Source organism: Streptomyces sp. NBC_01669 (assembly GCF_026339735.1).
GTDB classification, from domain to species: Bacteria; Actinomycetota; Actinomycetes; order Streptomycetales; family Streptomycetaceae; genus Streptomyces; species Streptomyces yanii.
Genome location: NZ_JAPEQG010000003.1, coordinates 55273 through 77557, shown reverse-complemented (window position 1 = coordinate 77557; position 22285 = coordinate 55273). Strand labels below are relative to the sequence as shown.

22 protein-coding genes and 3 pseudogenes are annotated in these 22285 nt (G+C 67.7%); 9 read left to right on the top strand and 16 right to left on the bottom strand.

The features are described from left to right. Window positions 1-12: 12 nt before the first annotated feature. On the bottom strand, window positions 13-1332 hold the full coding sequence (locus tag OG972_RS47255; protein ID WP_266983798.1) for an ISL3 family transposase: 1320 nt from the start codon (window positions 1330-1332) through the stop codon (window positions 13-15). A 110-nt stretch (window positions 1333-1442) separates the two neighbouring features. On the opposite strand from OG972_RS47255, the gene OG972_RS47250 reads away from it, so the two are divergent. Continuing rightward, window positions 1443-2036: a YdeI family protein gene (locus OG972_RS47250; RefSeq protein WP_266983796.1), complete on the top strand. Its 594-nt coding sequence runs from the start codon at window positions 1443-1445 to the stop codon at window positions 2034-2036. Between the two features lie 818 nt (window positions 2037-2854). Here OG972_RS47250 and OG972_RS47245 read toward each other — a convergent pair. The 3 genes and pseudogenes from OG972_RS47245 to OG972_RS47235 all read right to left on the bottom strand — a co-directional run. Continuing rightward, window positions 2855-3037: pseudogene (locus OG972_RS47245) on the bottom strand (hypothetical protein); the annotation flags it as partial. Between the two features lie 44 nt (window positions 3038-3081). Then, a complete protein-coding gene (locus OG972_RS47240; RefSeq protein ID WP_266993680.1) occupies window positions 3082-3381 on the bottom strand; it encodes an SHOCT domain-containing protein in 300 nt (99 codons plus the stop codon). Between the two features lie 311 nt (window positions 3382-3692). Then, window positions 3693-4064 (bottom strand): helix-turn-helix transcriptional regulator, encoded by a 372-nt coding sequence (locus OG972_RS47235; RefSeq protein ID WP_266991620.1) that lies wholly within the window; start codon window positions 4062-4064, stop codon window positions 3693-3695. Window positions 4065-4191: 127 nt separating this feature from the next. Here OG972_RS47235 and OG972_RS47230 point away from each other — a divergent pair, with 127 nt between their 5' ends. The 3 genes from OG972_RS47230 (at window position 4192) to OG972_RS47220 (ending at window position 6863) form a co-directional block, all read left to right on the top strand. After that, window positions 4192-6189 carry a heavy metal translocating P-type ATPase gene (locus tag OG972_RS47230; RefSeq protein WP_266993176.1) on the top strand — a complete coding sequence of 666 codons (1998 nt, stop codon included), beginning with the start codon at window positions 4192-4194 and terminating at the stop codon, window positions 6187-6189. Then, window positions 6186-6593 (top strand): (2Fe-2S) ferredoxin domain-containing protein, encoded by a 408-nt coding sequence (locus OG972_RS47225; protein WP_266993174.1) that lies wholly within the window; start codon window positions 6186-6188, stop codon window positions 6591-6593. The genes OG972_RS47230 and OG972_RS47225 overlap by 4 nt, the downstream gene beginning before the upstream one ends. Before the next feature lie 78 nt (window positions 6594-6671). Beyond that, on the top strand, window positions 6672-6863 hold the full coding sequence (locus OG972_RS47220) for a hypothetical protein (protein WP_266993172.1): 192 nt from the start codon (window positions 6672-6674) through the stop codon (window positions 6861-6863). A gap of 222 nt (window positions 6864-7085) precedes the next feature. Here the strand turns inward: OG972_RS47220 and OG972_RS47215 are convergent, their stop codons facing one another. The 5 genes from OG972_RS47215 to OG972_RS47195 form a co-directional block, all read right to left on the bottom strand. Next, window positions 7086-7847 (bottom strand): amino acid ABC transporter ATP-binding protein, encoded by a 762-nt coding sequence (locus tag OG972_RS47215; RefSeq protein ID WP_323135868.1) that lies wholly within the window; start codon window positions 7845-7847, stop codon window positions 7086-7088. Continuing rightward, the gene (locus tag OG972_RS47210) at window positions 7844-8794 is read right to left on the bottom strand and encodes an amino acid ABC transporter permease (RefSeq protein ID WP_266981592.1); all 951 of its coding nucleotides are present in this window, start codon (window positions 8792-8794) and stop codon (window positions 7844-7846) included. Before OG972_RS47210 ends, OG972_RS47215 begins: the two co-directional genes overlap by 4 nt. Window positions 8795-8822: 28 nt before the next feature. Next, the gene (locus OG972_RS47205; RefSeq protein ID WP_266993170.1) at window positions 8823-9797 is read right to left on the bottom strand and encodes an ABC transporter substrate-binding protein; all 975 of its coding nucleotides are present in this window, start codon (window positions 9795-9797) and stop codon (window positions 8823-8825) included. A 551-nt stretch (window positions 9798-10348) separates the two neighbouring features. Then, a complete protein-coding gene (locus OG972_RS47200) occupies window positions 10349-11575 on the bottom strand; it encodes an NAD(P)/FAD-dependent oxidoreductase (protein WP_266993168.1) in 1227 nt (408 codons plus the stop codon). 1 nt (window position 11576) lies between these two features. Beyond that, window positions 11577-11789 (bottom strand): ferredoxin, encoded by a 213-nt coding sequence (locus OG972_RS47195; protein WP_266993166.1) that lies wholly within the window; start codon window positions 11787-11789, stop codon window positions 11577-11579. Window positions 11790-11916: 127 nt separating this feature from the next. Between OG972_RS47195 and OG972_RS47190 the strand changes: the two genes are divergently transcribed. Continuing rightward, a complete protein-coding gene (locus tag OG972_RS47190; RefSeq protein ID WP_266993164.1) occupies window positions 11917-12705 on the top strand; it encodes an IclR family transcriptional regulator in 789 nt (262 codons plus the stop codon). Between the two features lie 213 nt (window positions 12706-12918). Here OG972_RS47190 and OG972_RS47185 read toward each other — a convergent pair whose 3' ends face one another. After that, a complete protein-coding gene (locus OG972_RS47185) occupies window positions 12919-13191 on the bottom strand; it encodes a YrhB domain-containing protein (protein WP_266993161.1) in 273 nt (90 codons plus the stop codon). Between the two features lie 57 nt (window positions 13192-13248). On the opposite strand from OG972_RS47185, the pseudogene OG972_RS47180 reads away from it, so the two are divergent. Beyond that, window positions 13249-13675, top strand: a pseudogene (locus tag OG972_RS47180) (transposase family protein); the annotation flags it as partial. A 109-nt stretch (window positions 13676-13784) separates the two neighbouring features. Here OG972_RS47180 and OG972_RS47175 read toward each other — a convergent pair. Then, complete coding sequence (locus tag OG972_RS47175) at window positions 13785-15050, bottom strand: IS701 family transposase (RefSeq protein ID WP_266979962.1); 1266 nt, start codon at window positions 15048-15050, stop codon at window positions 13785-13787. Between the two features lie 65 nt (window positions 15051-15115). On the opposite strand from OG972_RS47175, the pseudogene OG972_RS47170 reads away from it, so the two are divergent. Continuing rightward, a pseudogene (locus tag OG972_RS47170) lies at window positions 15116-15556 on the top strand (transposase); the annotation flags it as partial. A 69-nt stretch (window positions 15557-15625) separates the two neighbouring features. On the opposite strand, the gene OG972_RS47165 reads toward OG972_RS47170, so the two are convergent. The 5 genes from OG972_RS47165 to OG972_RS47145 form a co-directional block, all read right to left on the bottom strand. Then, the gene (locus tag OG972_RS47165) at window positions 15626-16060 is read right to left on the bottom strand and encodes a VOC family protein (protein WP_266993159.1); all 435 of its coding nucleotides are present in this window, start codon (window positions 16058-16060) and stop codon (window positions 15626-15628) included. A 927-nt stretch (window positions 16061-16987) separates the two neighbouring features. Continuing rightward, entirely contained in the window at window positions 16988-17449 is a 462-nt protein-coding gene (locus OG972_RS47160) for a hypothetical protein (protein WP_266993157.1), read from the bottom strand. Then, complete coding sequence (locus tag OG972_RS47155) at window positions 17450-17803, bottom strand: hypothetical protein (RefSeq protein ID WP_266993155.1); 354 nt, start codon at window positions 17801-17803, stop codon at window positions 17450-17452. Beyond that, the gene (locus OG972_RS47150; RefSeq protein WP_266993153.1) at window positions 17800-19002 is read right to left on the bottom strand and encodes a PepSY domain-containing protein; all 1203 of its coding nucleotides are present in this window, start codon (window positions 19000-19002) and stop codon (window positions 17800-17802) included. Before OG972_RS47150 ends, OG972_RS47155 begins: the two co-directional genes overlap by 4 nt. A 245-nt stretch (window positions 19003-19247) precedes the next feature. Then, a complete protein-coding gene (locus OG972_RS47145) occupies window positions 19248-19628 on the bottom strand; it encodes a hypothetical protein (RefSeq protein WP_266993717.1) in 381 nt (126 codons plus the stop codon). Window positions 19629-19791: 163 nt separating this feature from the next. Here OG972_RS47145 and istA point away from each other — a divergent pair, with 163 nt between their 5' ends. Together istA and istB are read left to right on the top strand one after the other, a co-directional pair. Further along, a complete protein-coding gene (istA, locus tag OG972_RS47140; RefSeq protein WP_266993152.1) occupies window positions 19792-21450 on the top strand; it encodes an IS21 family transposase in 1659 nt (552 codons plus the stop codon). After that, the gene (gene istB / locus OG972_RS47135; RefSeq protein ID WP_323135998.1) at window positions 21447-22256 is read left to right on the top strand and encodes an IS21-like element helper ATPase IstB; all 810 of its coding nucleotides are present in this window, start codon (window positions 21447-21449) and stop codon (window positions 22254-22256) included. Before istA ends, istB begins: the two co-directional genes overlap by 4 nt. Window positions 22257-22285: the final 29 nt, after the last annotated feature.

Here is a 22285-nt window from a genome sequence, read left to right as displayed (position 1 = left end):
GTTCCTGGGTCTTCAAAGTTGAGCGGTGCGGAGGTGTCCGCGGGCTCGGCGGGTGGTGACACAGCGTGTCCGTAGTCGTTGGTTCTCGGCGTTGCGGAAGCCGAACGCGTTGCGGGCGACGAGCTTGATCACGCGGTTGATCCCTTCGCTCTTGGCGTTGCTGTGTCCGGTGTCGATGAACGCGGCGATCTCGGGCCACCAGCGGTCGACGGTGGTGGCGAGCCGGCGGACTTCGGGGATGTCGGAGTCCGCGCACCAGGTGAGGAACTTCCAGCGGGCGTGGCCGACTTGGTGGCGGTCGGCGCCGGTGCGGGCCAGGGCGAGGAGGCTGCGCAGGTTCTCCTTGGCGATCCAGGCTGTCAGCAGCGTCTGCCCGATCTTCCCCTCGCCCAGGAGCGTGTTCCACATGGTGGCGAACTGGTCGTCGGTGAGGTCCTCGCGGTTGCGCAGCAGTCGCCGTCTGGCCTTCCACTCCGGGTCGCTCGCTCGTCCGCGTCGGCCGCGGGTCTCGACGGTGGTGCGGCGGCGGACCATGGACAGCATCTTGTTGGCGAGTTGGACCACGTGGAAGTGGTCGACCACGACGGTGGCGTGCGGCAGGCCGATGCGGATCGCGGCGCGGTAGGTGGCGGACATGTCGATCGCGACGTAGCCGATGCCCTTTCTCCAGTCCAGGTCGGTGGTGGCCAGCCAGGCCAGGACGTCGGCGACGGTGCGGCCCTCGACCTGTCCGAGCAGCCCGCCGTGGCCGGCTGCGTCGACGAAGCCGGTGTGCCACCGGTCCCGGGTCAGGCGCCACTTGCCGGTATCCGCATCCTGTTCCCAGCGGGGCCGTCCGCGGCGGGTCTCGTCGATGCCCAGGACCGCGACCTGCGGCAGAGGTGCCTCGGTGACGTCGCGGGCCTGCGCGCGGAAGGCTTCCATCACGGTCGGCCAGGACAGATGCAGATCCCGCGCGGCCTGGATGACCGTGGAGCCGGCGTCTCTTATGCGGCGCCCGGCCGCACCCCGCAGCCGGGCGGTCAGCCTGGCACCGGCCGGGATCTGCGGGATCTGCTCGGTGAAGGACCGGCGAGGGCAGCCGGCCTCGCGGCACCACCAGCGGCGCTTGTGCCAGCGGAACTCCAATCCGCTCTCGCCGTACGGGAGATCGCGCGGCCGGGTCACCGCCGAGCCCTTCACCCGGGTGGCGAACACCCCGCAGGCCGGGCAGGCCCTGGCTGTCTCGTCGGCCGTGACCAGGTGAACTCGGCGCCTTCCGTCGGCCAGCCGCTCAACCCGCGCGACGGACACCCCGTCGAGGTCGAGCAGCAACGTCGTATCGTTGAGCAAGCCCGTGGCTCCTGCATGATCGTTCTGCGTCGAGAACAGAAATGATCACGCAGGTCCACGGGCATCCTGCATCCGGGACCGTGCCCGAATGCGTCACGCCAATCGGCCGGGTGTGGTTCGCTGCAGGGGTGACTCAGGACTTGGAGATCGTCGCATTCGAATCCGCCGAGGCATTCCAGGCATGGCTCGGCGAGAACCATGCCGCCTCGTCCGGCATCTGGCTCAAGCTTCGCAAGAAGGGCCCCGGAATCGTCGCGCTGGACTACGCCCAGGCGCTCGACGTGGCACTCTGCTACGGCTGGATCGACGGCCAGAAGGCCAAGTTCGACGACCAGTGGTGGCTCCAGCGGTTCACCCCGCGCAAGCCGCGCAGCAAGTGGTCCAAGGTCAACCGGGACAAGGTGGCCGCCCTGATCGAGCAGGGCCGGATGCATCCCCCGGGGCAGGCCGAGGTCGACCGCGCCAAGGCAGACGGCCGCTGGGAGGCGGCCTACGACGGCGCGAAGACCGCCACGGTGCCGGACGACCTCACGGCGGCCCTGACCGCCGACCCGGCCGCGGCGGAGTTCTTCGAGACGCTGGACCGGCAGAACCGCTACGCGATCCTGTACAGGGTCCAAGACGCCAAGAAGCCCGAGACCCGGGCGCGCCGGATAGAGAAGTACGTAGCGATGCTGGCGAAGGGCGAGAAGCTCTACCCGTAGTCACGGAGAGGGACAGCAGCCGTGTAGTGCCCCAGGCCCCGGCGCGCCTGCGGCCCCGGCAACAGCCACCAGGTGCCCTCACCGAGCGTAACGAAACGTCAGAGGCCCTGAGTAGGCGCACCGCTCAAGATCGAAGACCCCTTCTGACCATCTGGAAGTCTTTATGCCTCGCCGTTCACCAGGCGAGATCAGGGCCGAACAGTCCTCGCGCAGGGCAGCCGGCACCAAGCAAGTCATCACGGGCTTGTCCGCTGCGACAAATCGACAGATCGCACAGTTCGAGGCGCGACACCGGCTGCCCCCGGGGTCCGTCGCCCACGCTTTCCGGGCATGGGCCTTGGCGCTTCATGAGTGGCCAAACCATGGATCCAACCGTGGACACGGAACCACGTGCTGGAGAGACATGCACGCTCGAACGCTCCTGGAAGGGGCGGCCGCATCCATGCGACGGAAGGCGCGTCGCGAGCTCCTCACGACGGTCGCGCCTCTGGACGACCACTTCCTGGCGCGGACACTGCAAGATCCATTCGCGCCTGCCTTCGAGCCATGGTGGAAGCGCCGGCTCAGATGACGACGTACGTCCAGACGCCACCCGACAGCGCCGGTGACCTCAGATGCTGCTACTTCTCATCAACATTTCCAGCCTCTCAGAACCGGGACCGCTGCTGAGATTCATCAACGTCTGCTCTTCCATCTGACCTACGAAGCCAGGCAGGCCGGGAGCGAGGTCTACACGCGGGTGGAGACGGAGCTGGTCGTGGAGGTACTGGCCGGGTCCGGCCGGCACGGGACTCTCACCGTGACCCTGATGCGGTGACCTACGGAACGTCCCGCTGCCAGTCGCACAGGCCCGGCGCACCGGGCCTGGGTTCGTACCCGGCGCGACCGCCCGGACTGTAGGCGCCGGTCTCTGTGATCAGCATGGCCCCGGTTTCGCGTTCCTCGTCCGTACAGCCGGTCACGTCCAGGAGTGGCCCGTCGAGGGGGCCGCCGACCAGCTCGATCGTGGGTGCGGTCATGGCGGTCTCCGAAGGTGCCGGGCTGTTCAGGATTGCGTCGGGCCTGGTGGTGAGCCTCGGAGGGTGGCCAGGCGCCGCCGGTATTCCTCTTCGTCGATCTCGCCGCGGGCGTACCGCTCGCCGAGGATCTGCTCAGCGCTGGGCCCGTGGCCGGGGGCGCCGGGCGAGGGCGGGGTGCCCCAGCCGTGGTGTCCGCTGCCGTGTGGGCCAGGGCGCTGAGAGAAGGCGCGGAAGATCAGGACAGCGACGACGATGATCACTATCCAGAAGAGGAGGTGGCTGACCACCATCCACGGCCACATCCACCCGCCGTTCCAGTACATCATCACGGTTCACTTCCCCAGGTCAGCGGTCACTCAGGCGGGCGCCCGCAGGTGACCTCCCTTCATGCTCCCTCCCGAGGGCGGAGGTCGACGAGGTCCGGACGGCCCCTGCGGGGGGCCGGTGGGCACGTCTTCCCGGACCGGGGCACGCTGGGAAGGTGAAGATGGGCGGCGCTGGCCGCTACCGGGTTCGCCTGCGCGGGACTCGTCAGGCAACTGCACCGTGCCGGGTATCTGGCGCCGAAGCCGGTCCCCGTGCCGGGATGAGGCGACGTGCCGGGGGCGCCTGGCCACGAGGGCTCGGCCCCGGTACCTCAGCCGACCGCGGGCGCGGGGATGTCGCGCAGCCCCAGCCGTAGGTGCTCGACGTGGTAGAGGGCCTGCTCCAGGAGTTCGGCGACGTGGTTGTCGTAGAGCGCGTAGATGACCGACCGGCCCTGACGCTCACCCGTGACCAGGCCGAGGTTGCGCAGCAGGCGCAGCTGGTGGGAACAGGCGGACTGTTCCATGCCCACGGCGTCGGCCAGTTCGGTGGCTGCGCACGGGCCCTCCTGCAGGCGGGCCAGGATCCTCAGCCGCGAAGGTGTGGCCAGGGCCTGGAGGGTGGCGGCCACGTCGGCGGCACCAACCGATTCCAGGCGCTCGCGTGCGGTGGCGGTGGTGTTGGCGTCAGCTCCGTGGCCCATGCCCGTTATCCTATGGACATGAAGACATGAATGTGTCTTCATGTGTTCCTGTACGGTGGAGGGGTGGCATGGGCTTGTCCCGGCTGCTGCCATCTCGTCATGCCGTCGTAAAGGACCCTCGTCTCCCATGCCCTCTACCTTGACCGCGCCCTCAACAGACCGGGCCGCGGCCCCGCGCGAAGGCGGTGCACCCCGCCGCCGCACCCGGGTCTTCGCCCTGCCCGAGGCGCGCTGGGCCGCTGCGGCCACCATCCTCTTCCTGATCGCGCTCCCGCTGCAGCTGACCGGTGCCCCTGCGTGGGCGTGGGGACCGCTGTACGCGCTGTCGTACGCGACCGGTGGCTGGGAGCCGGGGTGGGCGGGCTTGCAGGCGCTGAAGGACAAGACCCTCGACGTCGACCTGTTGATGATCGTGGCCGCGATCGGTGCGGCGTCGATCGGTCAGGTGATGGACGGCGCGCTGCTGATCGTCATCTTCGCGACCTCCGGTGCGCTGGAAGCGTTGGCCACCGCGCGTACCCAGGATGCAGTCCGCAGCCTGCTCGACTTCGCCCCCACCACCGCAACGCGCCTGTCCGACGACGGCGCCGAGGAGACGGTCACCACCTCCGAACTCTCGGTCGGTGACACGATCCTGGTGCGCCCTGGCGAGCGGGTCGGCGCGGACGGCCGGGTACTGAATGGAGTCAGCGAGGTCGACCAGGCCACGATCACCGGAGAGCCACTGCCGGTGGCGAAGGAGACCGGGGACGAGGTCTTCGCCGGCACCCTGAACGGCACCGGCGCTCTACGCGTCAAGGTCGAACGCGACGCGTCGGATTCCGTGATCGCCCGGATCGTGGCCATGGTCGGGGAAGCCTCCGAGACCAAAGCCCCGACCCAGCTGTTCATCGAGAAGGTCGAGCAGCGCTACAGCCTGGGGATGGTCTTCGCGACCCTGGCCGTGTTCCTGATTCCCCTGGGCTTCGGCGCGGACCTGACGGGCTCGCTGCTGCGGGCGATGACCTTCATGATCGTCGCCTCGCCGTGCGCGGTGGTTCTGGCCACCATGCCGCCGCTGCTGTCCGCGATCGCGAATGCCGGACGCCATGGCGTACTGGTGAAGTCCGCTGTCGTCATGGAGCGGGTGGGGCAGGTCGACGCGGTCGCCCTAGACAAGACCGGCACCCTCACGGAGGGGACCCCCCGTGTCACCAACATCCACCCGTTGGCCGACAGCGGTTTTGACGAGGCGGCTGTGCTGGTCCTGGCGGCTGCGGCCGAGCGCCCCAGCGAGCACCCGCTGGCCCGCGCTGTGGTCGACGCCGCGCATACCCGCGGCCTGATCATCCCGGACATGCGGGACTTCACCTCCGCCCCCGGCATCGGGGTCACCGCAACGGTCCAGGGAGCCTCCATCGCGGTCGGTGCCCCGGCCCGCCTGCTCTTCGACGCCGATGACATGGCCTCGGCCCGTGCCGCCGTGGTGGCGGCCGAGCTGGAGGACGGCGGGCGCACCGCGGTCCTCGTCCAGCGCGACGGCCTGTCGGTCGGTGTGCTGGGCATCTCCGACCGCCTGCGCCCCGACGCCGCCGCCACCGTCGCCTCCCTCGCAACGTTGACCGGCAGCGAGCCGATGCTGCTGACTGGCGACAATCCGCGCGCCGCTTCCCGGCTGGCCGAAGGGGTCGGCATCACCGACGTCCGCGCCGGGCTGCTGCCCCAGGACAAGGTCACCGCCGTCCAGGAGCAGGAGAAGGCAGGGCGCAGGGTGCTGGTCGTCGGCGACGGCGTCAACGACGCCCCCGCCCTGGCGGCCGCCCACACCGGCATCGCCATGGGCCGGGCCGGATCTGACCTCGCTCTGGAAACCGCGGACGCGGTCATCGTCCGCGACGAACTCGCCACCATCCCCACAGTCGTGAGCCTGTCGCGGGCTGCCCGCCGTCTGGTGGTGCAGAACCTGGTCATCGCCGCGGTGTTCATCTCCGGCCTGGTCATCTGGGACCTGGCCGGGAATCTGCCGCTGCCGCTCGGCGTCCTGGGGCACGAGGGATCGACCGTCATCGTCGGCCTCAACGGCCTGCGCCTGCTGCGCGACGCCGCCTGGGACCGCGCCGCCGCACCCGCCCGGGACGCACGGTGAGCCGCCGCAGCCGGAAGGCCACCCCCGAAACGGCGGCGGCGCGGCCCACGGTCACCATTTGCCGCGGCTGCTGTTGCGGAACGGCAGCGAAGGTCCCGCGGCTGGACCACGAAGCCCAACTCACTGACCTGCGCACCTCGCTGGCCGGGGTGGCGATGGTGCGGCGTACCGACTGCCTGGATGCGTGCGAGCGTGCCAACGTCATCGTCATCCAGCCGTCCACCGAAGGCCGCAGGGCCGGCGGAAGGCCTGTCTGGCTCGGCCAGGTCAACGACCCCGGCGCCGCAGCCGACATCACCACATGGGTAAGGGACGGCGGACCGGGCCTGGCCGAGGCGCCCGACATCCTCGACCTCTACACCTTCACCCCCTCGCGCCGCGTCCGGCACGAACTCGAAGACTGACCCGCCCCAGCACTTCCCAGGCCAAAGTCACATCATGATGAGCCGACCCGCCGCAATGTGACTTTGAGGGCTCGCTCAATGATCGATGCGACGTCGTTCTCCGCGGCGCATCGCCGCATGTGGAATCGCAGCGTGCTCGTCGTACCCCTCTGGTGGCCCTCCATCGCCTGGGCTGCCGGTCAGCTGAAGCCCCTCCGAGCGGGCCCGGTCGACCAGCATCCCGATCAACTGGTCATCCGACACCGCTTCCGCCACGGGCTCTACGGCTAACTCCTAGACGCCTTCGTGTTCGGTGATGGTCTCGCTCATCAGGCGTCTCCTTGATCATCGGATCCGTCGTTGATTAGACGCTTCCCCTGGTCGCACGGCTTCGCCCCCTCGAACCTCTGCAGGAACGAGTGGCGAAAGCTGATGGTGCGGCGCAGTGCAAGGCCGTAGGCCTCCGGATGTCCGACCGACCGGCGGACATCCGGAGACGTACTTCGGCACGGGTTACAGCACCTTCGACAGGAACGACTTTGTCCGGTCGTGCTGCGGGTTCGTCAGTACGTCGCGCGGGTGGCCCGACTCGACCACCACCCCGTCGTCCATGAAGACCAGCGCGTCGCCGACCTCCCGGGCGAAGCCCATCTCATGGGTCACGACGACCATCGTCATGCCGTCCTCCGCGAGCCCGCGCATGACGTCGAGGACGTCGCCCACCAGCTCCGGGTCGAGCGCCGACGTCGGCTCGTCGAAGAGCATCAGCTTCGGCTCCATGGCCAGGGCTCGGGCGATCGCCACCCGCTGCTGCTGGCCGCCGGAGAGCTGCGACGGGTAGTTCTTCGCCTTGTCGCCCAGGCCGACCCGGTCCAGCAACCGCTCCGCGCGGGCCCGGGCGACGGCCTTCGCCTCGCCCTTGACCTGGACGGGTGCCTCCATGACGTTCTCGATGGCCGTCATGTGCGGGAAGAGGTTGAAGCGCTGGAAGACCATGCCGATGTCCCGGCGCTTCAGGGCGACCTCGCTGTCCTTGAGCTCGTAGAGCTTGTCGCCCTTCTGGCGGTAGCCCACCAGCTGCCCGTCGACATAGAGCCGGCCGGCGTTGATCTGCTCCAGGTGGTTGATGCACCGCAGGAACGTCGACTTGCCGGAACCGGACGGGCCGATCAGGCAGAAGACCTCCCGCGGGGCGACCTCCAGGTCGATGCCCTTGAGAATGTGCGCGGCGCCGAAGGACTTGTGGACGCCCTCGGCCTTCACCATGGCGGTCATGCCATACCTCCCGACGGGCGTCCCAGGGACAGCAGGTTGGCCCGGATCTTCTGCATGGGGGTCGGCGGCAGGCTGCGGCTCGAACCGCGCGCGTAGTACCGCTCCAGGTAGAACTGGCCCACGGTCAGCACCGACGTCATGATCAGGTACCAGGCCGCGGCGAGGAAGTACATCTCCACCGGGGCTCCGGACGACGATCCGATGTCCTGGGCGTACCGGAACAGTTCGGTGAACTGCACCGCGGACACGAGCGACGTCGTCTTCAGCATGTTGATGACTTCGTTGCCCGTCGGCGGCACGATCACCCGCATCGCCTGCGGGATCACGATGCGCCGCAGCGTCTTGCCATGGCTCATGCCCAGCGCGTGCGACGCCTCCGTCTGGCCCTCGTCGACCGAGAGCAGACCGGCGCGGCAGATCTCCGCCATGTAGGCGGCCTCGTTGAGGCCCAGGCCGAGCAGCGCCGTCAGCAGCGGCGTCATGAAGCTCGACCAGTAGTCCTTGTAGATCGGCCCGAGGTTGATGTACTCGAAGACCAGACCCAGGTTGAACCAGACGAACAGCTGTACCAGGACCGGGGTGCCGCGGAAGAACCAGATGTAGAACCACGCGATGGACGAGGTCACCGGGTTCTTGGAGAGCCGCATCACCGCGAGCAGGATGCCGCCCACGATGCCGATGACCATCGACAGTGCGGTCAGCAGCAGGGTCTGGCCGACGCCCTTGATGATCCGGTTGTCGAAGAAGTAGTCGGGGATGGCGCCCCAGTTGATCTTGCCCTGGGAGAAGGCGTAGATGATCGCGACCAGCGCGGCGATGGCGATGACCGCCGAGACGTACCGGCCGTAGTGCCGGACCGGGATGGCCTTGATCGCCTCCGGTCCGGCCGACGGGGTGGGGGGGACGGGCGGCTCATCGGCCGGGCCCGTCTTCTCGATGTCAGTCACAGGTGAAGCCTTTCAGCACGGTGCCCGGTCAGGATCCGCCGTTGATCTTGGCCTCGGTGACCGCGCCGGCCTCCACGCCCCACTTCGCGATGATCTTTCCGTACTCGCCGTTCTTGATGAGCGCGTCCAGGGCCGCCTGGACGGCCTTGGTGAGCTGGTCGTTGCCCTTGGCGATGGCGATGCCGTACGGAGCGGCTTCGACCTGCTCGCCGACGATCTGGAAGTCCTTGCCGCCACCCGAGGTCTTCACCGCGTACGCGGCCACCGGGAAGTCGGAGGAGACGGCGTCGACGCCACCGCTGCGCAGCCGGGTCTGGGCCTCCAGGTCCGTGTCGTACGACTCGATCGCGATCGTCTTGCCGCCCGTGCACTTCTTGGACTCGGCCTTGGCGAGGTCGTGCGAGACGGTGCCGCGCTGCACGGCGATCTTCTTGCCGCAGAGGTCGGACCAGGTCTTGATGCCCTTGTCGTCACCCTTCTTGGTGTAGATCGAGACACCGGCGGCGAAGTAGTCGACGAAGTCGACGCCCTCGCCGACCTTCTTCTTCGTCTCGGAGTCGATGCCTTCCTGGCGGTCCTTGGTGTCGGTCATGGCCGACATCGCCAGCTGGTAGCGCTTGGCGCGCAGGCCCGAGATCAGCGTGTCGAACGTGCCGTTCTCGAACTCGAAGCGCACACCGAGCTCCTTGCCCAGCGCGGCACCGAGGTCGGGGTCGATGCCGACGACCTTGCCGGACTTGTCCTTGAACTCGACCGGCGGGTACGCGATGTCCGAGCCGACCGTGATGACGCCCTTGGCCTTGATGTCCTGCGGCAGGAGGTCGGCGGGGGAGGACGCCCCGGAAGAGCTCTTCGTCGACTCGGAGGCCTTCGTTCCGCCCTTGGTCTGGTCGCCACAAGCGGTCAGCAGCATGGTGCCGGCGACCGCGATGGCGCAGACCGCTGCAATCCGGGACTTCGCGGACTTCGCAGCGGTCGAAAGACGGGTGGTGCTTGCAGTCATGGTTGCGTCCTCCTGCGGACGAGGCCGTAGCTGATTGGGGTAGCACCGACTTCTCGAGGAGTCGACGTGCCACATGGATGCGTTTACGCGGTGCGGCCGGTGAAGAGTCACTCGCCAAGGCCCGGGCGCGAGGCCAACGAGGAGCTGGCAAGGGACTCGTCGCCGGATTTCGGCTCCGGAGCGCGTGCTCTCTCGGAATGGTGGTGCGAGGAGGTCAGGCTATGCATGGAATGCAGTCATGCATAGTGCTCTTTCATGAATATTTTCCTGCATCGGGGTTCTCTCCAACTTCACGCTGACGCGTACTTGTCAGGGCCGCGAGGGGTTGTCTTCAAAGGGGCAATTCACCGTCGTTACCAACGCCCCTTCAACACCACCAGGTCACCACGACGCGCTCGCCTCCGAATCCGGAGAACCTGTAGCCGAGGCGCACACGGTCCAGGCAGGATGGATTCCCGGAGAAATGGCGACAGTTGAATGGGCGAGCCCACCAGTACCGAGGCCGGTGCAGACCCCAGTCCCGCTGAGTCCTGGCAGCGGGACTGGGGAAGTTACGCGTGAAGGCTGGGGCCTTGTTCCTGCTGCTCGGTTGCTGCTGCGACGAGTGACCGGTAGTGCGCGTGGCGGGCGGTCAGGTCGAGCATGACGACACCGACCAGGGCGCCGTCGCGGTGGTATCCGAGAGCGGCTTCGTTGGCGAGGTCGCCCTCGAGGAGGCGGATGTCCTTGGCGCCGAGTGCGGGTAGCCCGAAGGATTGGATCCGCCAGTCGTACTGGTCACTCCAGAATGAGGGCAGCGGGCGGAATGGTGCCGGGTCGTTGGCTGTCCCGGTCAGGTAGGCGCCGAGTGTTCGACCAGCGCGTCGCGCGGTGTCAACCGCCATGTTCCAGTGCTCGACCCGCCGCGGGATCAGGTCGAAGAGCGGGTTGGGGAAGCGGGCGACGTCACCACAGGCCACCACGGCCGGGTGTCCCTCGACGTTCATCTGACCGTCGCACAGAACTCCGTCGGACATGTCGAGGCCGTTTCCCCCGAACGGGTCGGTGTTGGGCGTGGTGCCGACCGCTTCCACCACGACGTTGGCAGCGAGCTTGGTGCCGTCGGAGAGCTCGACCTTGCGGACCCTGCCTGGGCCGCTGAACGCGGTGGGAAAGACACCGAGATGAAACTGCACTCCGTGGCGATGGTGCCTGCGCCACAGCTCTTGCCCGAGCAGGTGGCCCAACGGGTTGTGCATCGGCGCCGCCTCGGGTGCCACGACTTGCACGTCGGCACCCAGGACGCTGCAGGTCGCGGCCACCTCGCAGCCGATGAACCCGGCGCCCAGCACGACCACGCGAGCTCCGGGGTAGACCTGCTGGCGCAGCTGGATGGCGTCCTCGGCCGTCCGCACCACATGCCGGCCCACGGTCGGTCCGGGGAGGTCGAGGCGGCGCGGGCGGGCGCCGGTGGCGATCACCAGACCATCCCAGCCAACGCTGGTGCCATCGGCGAGCGTGAGAGAACGCTGCTGGAGATCGACGGAGCGCACGGTTGTTCCGATGCGCCAGGACACGTCCGTCGCAGCGCGGGACAGGCGAAAGGTCAAGGTGTCCAGGTAGGGGTCGTCTTCCAGCGCGCCCTTGGACAGCGGCGGCCTGTTGTAGGGCATGTGGGGCTCGGCACCGAAGACCAGGATCTCTCCGGTGAAGCCGGAGCGGCGCACGGCCTCGGCGGCGCGCAGGCCGGCGAGGGATCCGCCCACGATGACGCACCGCTGCGCAGTCTGACTGGTCAAGTCAGTCTCGAATCTCAATGGCCTGGACGGGGCAGGCGTCCGCGGCCTCCTCGACGTCGTCGCGCTCGGCATCGCTGACATCGGCCGATTCATAGACATTGGCGCTCTGCTGGCGGAAGGCAAGCCTTCCGTCCTCAGTGAGGGAGAACGCTCGCGCGGCGTACGCGCACTGTCCGTGGTCCTGGCACACCTTGAGATCAACAACAAAACGCATGAGGCACCTTCTACGAGGAAGAACCGGTCACACAGGGGGACGGCTTCACGCTATGAGTTCCGCGACGGGCAAGCGCCTGTTAGCATCCCGAAACAGTCCAGCATCCCAGACAAGTTGAGGGGATCGCATGCCGTTGGTCCCCTCGGTCACACAGGCCATCGCCGTGCTGCAATACCTCGGGAGTCGGCCGGCACCGACTCGGGCGAGCGTGGTCATCACGGAGCTGGGGTTGCCGCGATCAACCGTCTACCAGCTGCTGGCCACGCTGCAGCAGTCCGGGTTCGTGGCGCATTACCCCGAGGACCGCACCTACGGCCTGGGGTTCGGCGCCTACGAGCTCAGTGCCGGCTACTCCCGGCAGGCGCCGCTGCAGCGGCTCGCGCGGATACCGATGGCCGCTTTGAAAGATCGGACGCACAACAGCACGCACCTCGGCGTCCTGCACGGGCGAGAAGTGCTGTACGTGCTGGAGGAACGGGCCCCGCGACGCCCGCTGCTGGTGACCGCAGTCGGGGTGAGACTGCCCGCGCACATCACCGCCAGTGGCCGAGCCCTGCTGGCGACGCTGCCACCCGAGCAGGTCCGGGCCTTGTACCCCGATCCGGAGTCCTTCGCGCACCGGTATCCAGTCGGGCCACACACCCTGTCTGAGTTGCGTTCCATGCTCCTCGACGTGCGCCGTCGGGGGTATGCCACCGAGCACGGTGAAGTCACCCGCGGCTTGTGCTCGGTGGCAACCGCTGTCCTGGATCGCACTGGCTACCCACTGGCCAGCGTCGCGGTGACCTATCCGGAGGAGCACGCCACACCGGAGCTCACGGCCTCGGTCGTTCGGGAAGTGGTGCGCACCGCGGCCGAGCTGGGTCGTCGAGTCGGTGGTTCGGTCGGGCTGTGCGGCGACACCATAGATCTTTGATGGCCGGGGTTACGGCAGTTGGCGGTCGAGTCCGCTCTTGGCGATGAGACCCTCGATGAAGCTGGGGCGGTACTGCATCCGCTTGAGCCGCGCCTTCACCAAAGCGGTGAGCAGGTCGAGACACTATTTGGTGAGGGTCCATCGACCTTTTCACGTGCGACCACACGCCCTAAGGGTTGTCCCGTAACTGTGGTTGCGAAGGCCATAGCCTCGTCAGGTGCTTGGGTTCCTCCACAGATGCCGCTCGTCCAAGGTCCCGAACCGCACGTCTCCGCGTTCAAGGTCGACGAGGATGGGCCAGCAGTCCAACAGCTGCTCTCTCGCATCACGCGAGGCAAGATACTGCACGGAGTTGTATGGCACGATCAGGAGCCCGTTGCTCTCGCGGACTCGCTCTGTGTCGATGGCAAGAGGCGGCTCGTCATCACGCTGGCTGTTCGCGAGAAATGCCACCGCGAGCTGCAGGGCTTCGTCCTGCTCCATCATTCGTCTCCAGTCCGTCGGCTCGACGAAGCACCCTAACCACCCTGAGATGATCTTGGTGTGGCTGGTGTGATCACGGCGTCGGAGCCGTCCTGGATAGCCCCGTTCACTGGGCTGAGCCCGCGGCAGTTCGGCAAGCTGGTCACTGCGATGCGGAGCGAAGGTACGGACCAGGTGCGCAAGGGTCGACCGTGGAGCCTGAGTCTGGGGGACCGGATCCTGCTGGTAGCGGCTTACTGGCGTACGAACTTGACGCTGCGGCAGCTCGCCCCGCTGTTCGGGGTGTCGAAGTCGGCCGCTACTGATGATCTTTGCGTGATGTCGCGTCGCGGTTGCCCTTCGCTGCAGGTCAGGGCACGCGCTCCAGCGACATCACGCGGCGAAACTCAGTAACCGCATCATCGGCCACCTCGGACCGTCGCTTGCGCTTCAGCCCCGTCAGCGGTTCCGTAAGGACGCCGTGCTGATCGTCGACGGCACCCTAGTAGGGCCTGGTCAGGTTCGTATTGGGATGGGTATGTCGCGGTGGCAGGTCGGGCAGGCGCCGGTCCAGACCGCGAGTAGGGTCTGTAGCTCGCGGATGACCTGGTAGAGGCTCAGGCCGACGCCGCGTCTTTTGGGGCTTGGGCCAGTCGTTGCAGGGTGCAGAAGGCATGCGCGACAGAGACAAGGGTGACGTGGTGGTGCCAGCCGCCCCAGGTTCGGCCCTCGAAGTGGGCCAGGCCCAGGGCCTGCTTCATCTCCCGGTAGTCGTGCTCGATGCGCCAGCGGAGCTTGGCGAGCCGGACCAGCGTGGTCACAGGCATGCCGGAGGGCAGGTCGGACAGCCAGAACTGCACTGGCTCGGGCTCGCCGGCAGGCCATTCGGCCAGCAGCCAGCACGCGGGCAGCTCCGGGCCGTCGGTGGCCTGCCGGACCTCGCGTCCGGCAGGCCGGACCCGCAAGGCCACGAAGCGGGAGTACATCCGCTTGCGGCCGGTGCGGCCGGTGCCGGGCCGGGAGCCTTCCCGCCACTGCACCCCTCGTGCGGCCTTCCGCCCCGCCGCGATGACCAGCTCCTTGACCGACCGCGGCTTGTCGGGATACTTGGCCACCGGTGGGCGTCCGGTCCCGGAGTACGGCTCGGTCACCGGCACCGCGTCGCCGGGCTGGGCCGACAGCGTGCTGGAGATTCCCACCACGTAGTTCAGGCCGCGGGCCTGCACCCCGTGCCGGAACGCGGCGGCGTCGCCGTATCCGGCGTCCGCGATGGCCAGCGGCACCTCGATGCCCCACGAGCGGGTCTCATCGAGCATGTCCAGGGCCAGCTGCCACTTCTCCACATGCCCGACGTCGTCCGGGATCTGGCAGGCGGCACGTCGGGCGACCTTGCCCGCATCGGCCTTCGCAGAGGCGGGATCCCATGTCTGGGGCAGGAACAGTCGCCAGTTGATGGCCGCGGAAGCGTGGTCGGAGGCGAGGTGGAGCGAGACGCCGACCTGGCAATTGGTGACCTTGCCAGCGGTGCCGGTGTACTGCCGCGACACACACGCCGAGGCGGTCCCGTCCTTCAGGAACCCGGTGTCGTCGAAGACCAGAGCCTCCGGCCCGATCACCTCCTCCATCCGCCAGGCCAGTTTCGCCCGGATGTGAGCCGGATCCCACGGGCTGGTGGTGATGAAATGGGCCAGTGCCTGCCGGTTCCCGTCTTCACCGAGCCGCGCGGCCATCGGCTCGACCGACTTACGCTGCCCGTCGGTAAGCAGCCCTCGCAGGTAGACCTGCCCCCAGCGGCGCTGGTCATTGCGCGCGAACGGCTCGAACACTTCCGCCGCGAACGCCTCCAACTCACCACGCACCACAGCAATCTCGTCCGGAGTCACACACTCCCAACGCCACACCGGGCCAAGAGGACACGCACCACCACAGCCGACCTGACCAGGCCCTACTAGTGCCCACGCGGGATCATACGGTTGCCGAGCAGTCGAAGAACTACCGGTACTCGACCAACCACCAGGTCGTCATCGACGCCGACTCCCGACTCGTCGTCGCCGTCGGCCGACCGGTCACGGGCAACCGCAACGATTGCAAGGCGTGGGAACTTTCTGGTGCGAAGGCTGCCGTCGGCCGGGCCACGGTCATCGCGGACGGCGGCTATCGGGGCACCGGCCTGCTCATCCCGCACCGCCGTGAACGCGGCCAGACCGAACTGCCAGCTTGGAAAGAAGAGCACAACACCTCCCACCGCAAGGTCCAGGCCCGCGTCGAGCACGTCTTCGCGCGGATGAAGGCATGGAAGATCCTTCGTGACTGCCGTCTGAAAGGCGACGGCGTTCACACCGCCATTCTCGGCATCGCCCGGCTGCACAACCTCGCCCTCGCGGGGTAACTCCCGCCCCATACGAGACCCGAGAGGCCCAAGGGAGGCGGCTCCCCACCTCCCCGGCTCGGAGAATGCTCAGTCGATACAGAACTCGTTGCCCTCGATGTCCAGCATCGGGATGCACGACTCGTTTTCCTCATCGGCGTACAGCGTTCGCACGTGGGTCGCACCGAGCGCGACCAGCCGTGCGCACTCAGCTTCGAGCGTGGCGAGGCGCTCGTCCCCCACGAGCCCGGTGCCGGCCCGGACGTCGAGATGCACCCGATTCTTAACGATCTTGCCTTCGGGGACACGCTGGAAGTACAGGCGCGGGCCCACGCCTGAGGGATCACTGCAGGCGAACCATGATCCCTGCTCCACAGGAGGCAGGGTGCGGTTGAAATCGTCCCAGGTGGTGAACCCCTCCGGTGGCGGGGGTATGACGTACCCCAACACCTCGCACCAGAAGCGAGCGAGGCGCTCAGGTTCTGCGCAGTCAAAGGTGACTTGGAACTTCTTGATCGCTGACATCGGCGCACCGTACCGCGTACCAGGGGGACCCTGCCGCTCATTTCCCCAGGATCCGCCCGTCACCCGTCGCATCCTGGGCCGCCTTGGACACTAAGTAATCAAACCGGACAGTCCACGAGAACGACGCGACCGTGGCGGCGGAGCGCCCCAGTGGTCCCCAGGATCCAGTCCTGACCAACCACCTTCAGGCCAAGATCAGTTGCGGGACAACCCTTAGACCGGATTGAGCTCGGGTGCATATGGCGGCAGCTGATAGACGGTCAGCCAAAGCCGGACGGCGATCAGCTCGTGCATGGCACGGCTGACGTGTGTTCAAGTTGCCCCACACCAGGACAACGGGGCCGCCAAGCTGCTTGTGGGCGGCATCCAGCAGGCGGGCATATCGGATTCGGTGAAGCCCTTGCGCCAGCCCTTCGCGGGGCCATCGTCGAGGCGGATCCGGTAGATCAGCCGTGGCCTGCGGCAGGCCTTGGTGAAGATCAGGGGGGCCATCTAAACCCGCTTGGTGCCCGCTGCAGTGACCCGCACCACCGGAGTGTGACCCGATCCGGGCGAGAGTCCAGCACTGGTCGGTCCGGCCGCACGCGGCCGGACCGTCCTCCAACACCGCCTCCAGTGCGCGCAGCTGGCTGGCATCGAGCTTGCAGCGGGCGCCACCAGGGCCCTTGGAGATCAGGGCTTGCCGACCGCCCGATGCCAGCCCGGCGGCTAGCGGTTCGCCAGCACCCGAGTCACACGGAACCTCCAGGCCACCTCTCGGCCACTGACCCCGTCTTTGATCAAGTCAGCGGCCGCGAGCCGCACTTGCTCGCACCGATCCCGTTCCTCGGCCGTCAACCCACCGCTATCGAGATACCTCATCCCTCCGGCGTAGCGCCGCCGACGGCAACCGCTGCGACCGGACGCAACCCATACCCTTAAAGATCTCTAGATCCGGGGCGTATCCCTTGCACTCACCCGAGCACCCGGCGCAACCTTTACTGAGTCCGCGTGGTGGTCGGTCCGAAGCCAGAGCAGCGCCAGTACCGGAAGGACGGCGGGCACAAAGCCGTACCCGCTGCCGAACCGAGACCATATCGTGTCGTCAGGAAACGCACGCGGGTCCAGCAGGCTCGCGGCCCCCACACCCACGACGCCCACCAGCTCCACCATGCACACCACAGCCGCAACCCGGTGCGCGCGCGGCCCGGACCCGGCCCGCAACAACGCGATGAGGCCGGCAAGGTAGACGAGCGCGGCCAGGGCCGACAGCGTGTAGGCCAGCGGGGCTCGCGAGGCGTGCGTCGCCAGCTGGACCGTGCTACGGCCCCCGGCAGCGAGAGCAAACACCGCATAGGTGGCCGGCAGTACTCGCGCCACATCCAGCCGGCCCGTCCACGTAGCAGCCATCTATGCCGCCCCAGTCATCTGCATCCTCAGCACGACGACCGCGGCCGCCGCGCACCCGACCGCACCGGTTATCCCCACACTCTTTCGCCCGGCCCCGCCGATCAACACTGTGAGCGGCACCACCAGCACCGCGGCGCCGACGTAGGCAAGGTGCACGGACAGGTCGCGCGGTCGGTGGCCAGTGGCGACGGTCGCCACGTCGAGCGCGGCCAGCAGTACCAGGGCCACCTCGAGCACGCCCAGGGCCGCCGCCACTATCCGAGGTTGGGGTGTCTCACGAAGGGACTGGATCACGATCCATCCGGCGAGTCCGCATGCGTACAGGACTGTGGTGAGCGCGAGGGACTGACTCATGTGGCCGGCACCGCTTGCCGACGTGCCTGCCGGGCGCGACGTTTGCGGGTACGCACCAGCCAGGTCGAGGCGCCGGTCACCGCCAGCAGGAGCGGACTCAGCCCGAACGCGGCCCAGATGAGACGCCACCCCCCGTTGACGTACCACCCAAAGTGGCTGGGATAGATCACCTGCTCGTAGAACGTGTTCGCAGTCGTCGAGCCGTGACCGCCCCAGACCACCTTTACGTGCTTGGCGTCGTACCTGTCCACGTAGACCCAGCCATTCCCGGCCAGCATGGTCTGGCTGTACGGGTCTCCGGAAGGCTGGGAGATCTCAAAAAGGTAGGCCGAGGTGGGGTCGACGGGGTCGGGCAGGGTGGTGTTGTGGATCGTCCCGGCAACGGTGGCTAGAGCTGCCTTCGAAGCCGCGTCGATGCCGATGTCTGCGCCCGTCGGTGAGTTTGTTCTATCGCTGGAGAATGCCCAGTTCAAGCTCTTCACGTCGGCGTGGTCGGTATGGCCACCGGTGACGACCAGGAAGGCCTGCTGGATGAACGGGAACTGGGCGGCCGCCCCGGTCAGGCCCCACATCAGCAGGAAGGGAATCGCTACGATCCCCACGACCTTGTGCAGATCCCGGTCACGTACGTAGCCGCTCTTACCGGCGCGGACCCGGAAGCCGCTGGCAAGCCGCTTGATCCCCGGCCACCACAGCACAATCCCGGACAGTGCCAACAGCATCAGCACCACCCCGAGAATCCCGATCAGCGCCGACCCAAACGTGACCCCCTCCAGCTGAGCGACCCCAAACGATGGGATCGTGTGGGCCATGAACGGCACGTATCCTGGATAGTTTGGGCTGGACAGGCCGAAGGCGTGAATGTTCTCCATCAGCCCCTGGAAGCCGCCATAGAAGTGGCCAGACCCCGTGATGCGGCCCGAACCCGGATCGACTCCGTAGATGAGGTTCAGGTGTGCATCGGCAACCAGCCACATCCCCTCGTCCTTCGTCACGCTGCCCGGCGCGAAACCTGGGTAGGCTTTGTGGACCACCGAGACCGCTTGGCCTGCCGTCAACGAGACATCGGTGTAGGTGGGGCGATAGAGGTCCGCGTTGCGCGTCCGGAACAGCTCGGCACCCCACAGGAGCGGAACGCCGCACGTCATTTGAACCAGCAGCAACGAACCGACCACCAGCGCCACCCAGCGGTGGATCATGGCAAGCGTCCGACGCACCGGCTCCGGTCGGCCACGCCGGACCGGTTTGGATCGCGCGGGCTCCGGCGAAGACATCCCGGTCTGTACCGGCGCTTCCGTCCGTGCAACGCGGCCAGCGTTCACACCGTGGTCTCCAGGCTCCGCAGCAGATTGATTCATGGCCACACCCCACACCCCACCGCGTCGCAGATCGATCCCTGCAGCGCCGATTTAGTCTGGGATTCTGGACAAACGGCCATGGCTGCTCAGGCTGCTCTGAGGTTCTCGCCGGGCCAGGCCGGGCGGCAGTGGGGCGAGGGCTTGTCCGCACCGACAGCGCCGGATCCGCGAAAGTCTTCCTCGCCCACGTCCGGGCTCTGGGTGAGCACGGCCTCAACCTGCGGTTCTCGGTCGGATACGCGGTCACCGAGCCGGTCCGCCGTGCTGTCCGAGCCATACCCGACGCTCTCTGGCACCCCGCCCTGGACCAGAACGGAACCCTGCGTGACGGCGCCGAGGTCGCCGAGCTCACCGGCATGGTCGACCTGACCGGCTATCCGGCCGGCACCCGCATCATCGTGCGCCGAGAACGCCCGCACCCCGGAGCACAGCTGTCCCTGTTCGATCAGGACGAGGGCCTGCGTCATCAGGTGTTCCTCACCTGGCTTTGTAGGTCAGTTTTGAGGCCAGTGGTGGGTGGGTTTTGACTCCAGTGGTGTCGGTGGAGAGTTGATGTCGGTGAGTTTTGACTCCATCTTGGGGCTTGTGGTGGGAGTATCGGGGTGCATCGGCTAGCGCTGGGTGGACCAAGTGCCCGTTTCGAAGGTCGAGTTGTACGCGGCGATACGCCATGACGCTCGGGTCGAAGGGCTGTCCAGCAGGGCTTTGTCGGCCAAGTACGGGGTGGGCCGCAGGACGGTGGCGCTGGCACTGGAGTCGGTGTGGCCGGCGCCGCGCAAGCAGCTTCCGCCGCGGATCTCGCGCCTGGATCCGTTCAAGGCGACGATCGACGAGATCCTGCGGGAGGACCTGGACGCGCCGCGCAAGCAGCGTCACACCGTCAAGCGAGTCTTCGACCGGCTGATCGACGAGCACGACGCCCGGGGCGTGACCTACTCGATGGTCCGCGCCTACATCGCCGGACGCCGCCCGGAGATCCGGGTGGAGGAGGGCCGGGGGCCGCCGCAGGCGTTCGTGCCGCAGACCCACCGGCCCGGTGACGAGGCGGAGGTCGACTTCGGGGACGTGTGGATCCACCTGGACGGCGTGTCCACCAAGGTGTTCCTGTTCTCGCTGCGGCTGTCGTTCAGCGGGAAGGCCGTGCACAAGATCTTCGCTTCGTGCGGGCAGGAAGCGTTCCTGGAAGGCCATGTCCACGCGCTGGAGGTGCTGGGCGGCGTGCCGCGCGGCAAGGTCCGCTACGACAACTTGCGCGCCGCGGTCAGCCAGTTGCTGGGCCGCACCCGGGGCCGGGTGGAAAGTGACCGCTGGACGGCGTTCCGGTCCCATTTCTCGATCAACAGTTTCTACTGCAACCCTGGCATCGAGGGCGCCCATGAAAAGGGCGGCGTCGAGGGGCAGATCGGCTGGTTCCGCAGAAACCACCTGGTCCCCGTCCCGAAGGTCGCCTCGCTGGCGGAGCTGAACGCCATGGTGGAGCGCTGGGACGAGGAGGACGACGCCCGCCGGATCATGCAGCGGGCCCTGACGATCGGTGAGATGTTCGCCGTCGAGCGCCCGCTGCTGGTGGCGCTGCCGGAGGAGGAGTTCGAGACCGGGCTGGTGTCCTCGCTGCGGGTGGACCGCTACAGCCAGGTCAGCGTGCGCACCAACCACTACTCGGTGCCGGTGCGGCTGATCGGCCGGATGGTGCGGGTCGTGCTGCACGCCTCCGAGCTGGTGGTCTACGACGCGCACAAGGAGGTCGCCCGCCACGAGCGGCTGATCGCCAAGGGCGGCTCCCGGCTGGAGCTGGACCACTACCTGGAGGCGCTGGTCCGCAAACCCGGCGCACTGCCCGGGGCGACCGCGCTGGACCAGGCGCGGTCGGCGGGCAAGTTCACCCCGGTCCACGACGCCTGGTGGCAGGCGGCCTGCACCGCCCACGGCGACGCGGAGGGCACCCGGGCGCTGATCGCGGTCCTGCTGCTGCACCGGCACATATTCCACGAGCACGTGGTGGCCGGGATCGCGACCGCGCTGCGGGCCGGCGCGCTGACCGCCGACGCGGTCGCCCTGGAGGCCCGCAAGTGGGGCGAGGCCGACCAGGGCGCCGAACAGCCGGCCGACCAGGACATCCCACGCCGCCGGGTGGACGGCGGGGCGACGGTGACCTCGCTGACCGAGCGGCGCCTGGCCGCGCTGCCGCCCGACCCCAGGCCGCTGCCGTCGGTGGCCGTCTACGACCAGCTGCTGCGATTCCGTCGGCGTCCCGCCGACGGCCAGGCATACCAGGAAGAGGCACCGTGACCGCCAAGCGCAACCGCGGACTGACCGAACAGGCTGCCGACACCGCCGTGGACCAGGCGTGCCGGATGCTCCGGCTGCCCACTATTCGCTCCCAGTACCCCGAACTGGCCGAAGCCGCCGTCCGCGACCAGATGACGTATCGCGGGTTCCTGGCCGAACTGCTGCTGTCCGAATGCGACGACCGGGCACGCCGCCGCTCGGAGCGCCGGATCAAGGCGGCCGGCTTCCCACGCGAGAAGTCGATCCGGCAGTTCGACTTCGACGCCAACTCCGTCATCGACGCGGCGGCCATCCACACCCTCGCCAAGTGCGACTGGGTCAAGAAGGGCCTGCCGCTGTGTCTGATCGGCGACAGCGGAACCGGCAAGTCACACCTGCTCATCGCGCTGGGCACCGAGGCGGCGATGCACGAGTACCGGGTGAAGTACGTGCTGGCCACCAAGCTCGTCAACGAGCTGGTGGAGGCCGCCGACGAGAAGCTGCTGGCCAAGACCATCGCCCGCTACGGCCGCGTCGATCTTCTCTGTATTGACGAACTAGGGTATATGGAGCTTGATCGTCGCGGGGCGGAGCTGCTGTTCCAGGTTTTGACGGAGCGTGAGGAAAAGAATTCTGTGGCGATCGCCTCCAACGAATCCTTTGGAGGATGGACCAAAACCTTTACGGATCCAAGGCTCTGCGCGGCCATCGTGGACCGATTGACGTTCGGCGGCAACATCATCGAGACCGGCACCGACTCCTACCGCCTGGCCGCCACCCGCACCCGCGCCGAACAGCAGGCCGCCGCCGCGGTCGCCGGGGGCTGACGAAGACGGCGCACTCCGAAACTCACCTG

Excerpts from the sequence above, each read along its gene's own strand:
- OG972_RS47240 (WP_266993680.1), bottom strand. The coding sequence starts at position 3,381 with ATGATGTACTGGAACGGCGGGTGGATGTGGCCGTGGATGGTGGTCAGC.
- OG972_RS47235 (WP_266991620.1), bottom strand. The coding sequence starts at position 4,064 with ATGGGCCACGGAGCTGACGCCAACACCACCGCCACCGCACGCGAGCGC.
- OG972_RS47230 (WP_266993176.1), top strand. The coding sequence starts at position 4,192 with ATGCCCTCTACCTTGACCGCGCCCTCAACAGACCGGGCCGCGGCCCCG.
- OG972_RS47220 (WP_266993172.1), top strand. The coding sequence starts at position 6,672 with ATGATCGATGCGACGTCGTTCTCCGCGGCGCATCGCCGCATGTGGAAT.
- OG972_RS47215 (WP_323135868.1), bottom strand. The coding sequence starts at position 7,847 with ATGACCGCCATGGTGAAGGCCGAGGGCGTCCACAAGTCCTTCGGCGCC.
- OG972_RS47205 (WP_266993170.1), bottom strand. The coding sequence starts at position 9,797 with ATGACTGCAAGCACCACCCGTCTTTCGACCGCTGCGAAGTCCGCGAAG.
- OG972_RS47195 (WP_266993166.1), bottom strand. The coding sequence starts at position 11,789 with ATGCGTTTTGTTGTTGATCTCAAGGTGTGCCAGGACCACGGACAGTGC.
- OG972_RS47190 (WP_266993164.1), top strand. The coding sequence starts at position 11,917 with ATGCCGTTGGTCCCCTCGGTCACACAGGCCATCGCCGTGCTGCAATAC.
- OG972_RS47185 (WP_266993161.1), bottom strand. The coding sequence starts at position 13,191 with ATGATGGAGCAGGACGAAGCCCTGCAGCTCGCGGTGGCATTTCTCGCG.
- OG972_RS47165 (WP_266993159.1), bottom strand. The coding sequence starts at position 16,060 with ATGTCAGCGATCAAGAAGTTCCAAGTCACCTTTGACTGCGCAGAACCT.
- OG972_RS47160 (WP_266993157.1), bottom strand. The coding sequence starts at position 17,449 with ATGGCTGCTACGTGGACGGGCCGGCTGGATGTGGCGCGAGTACTGCCG.
- OG972_RS47155 (WP_266993155.1), bottom strand. The coding sequence starts at position 17,803 with ATGAGTCAGTCCCTCGCGCTCACCACAGTCCTGTACGCATGCGGACTC.
- OG972_RS47150 (WP_266993153.1), bottom strand. The coding sequence starts at position 19,002 with ATGATCCACCGCTGGGTGGCGCTGGTGGTCGGTTCGTTGCTGCTGGTT.
- OG972_RS47145 (WP_266993717.1), bottom strand. The coding sequence starts at position 19,628 with ATGACGCAGGCCCTCGTCCTGATCGAACAGGGACAGCTGTGCTCCGGG.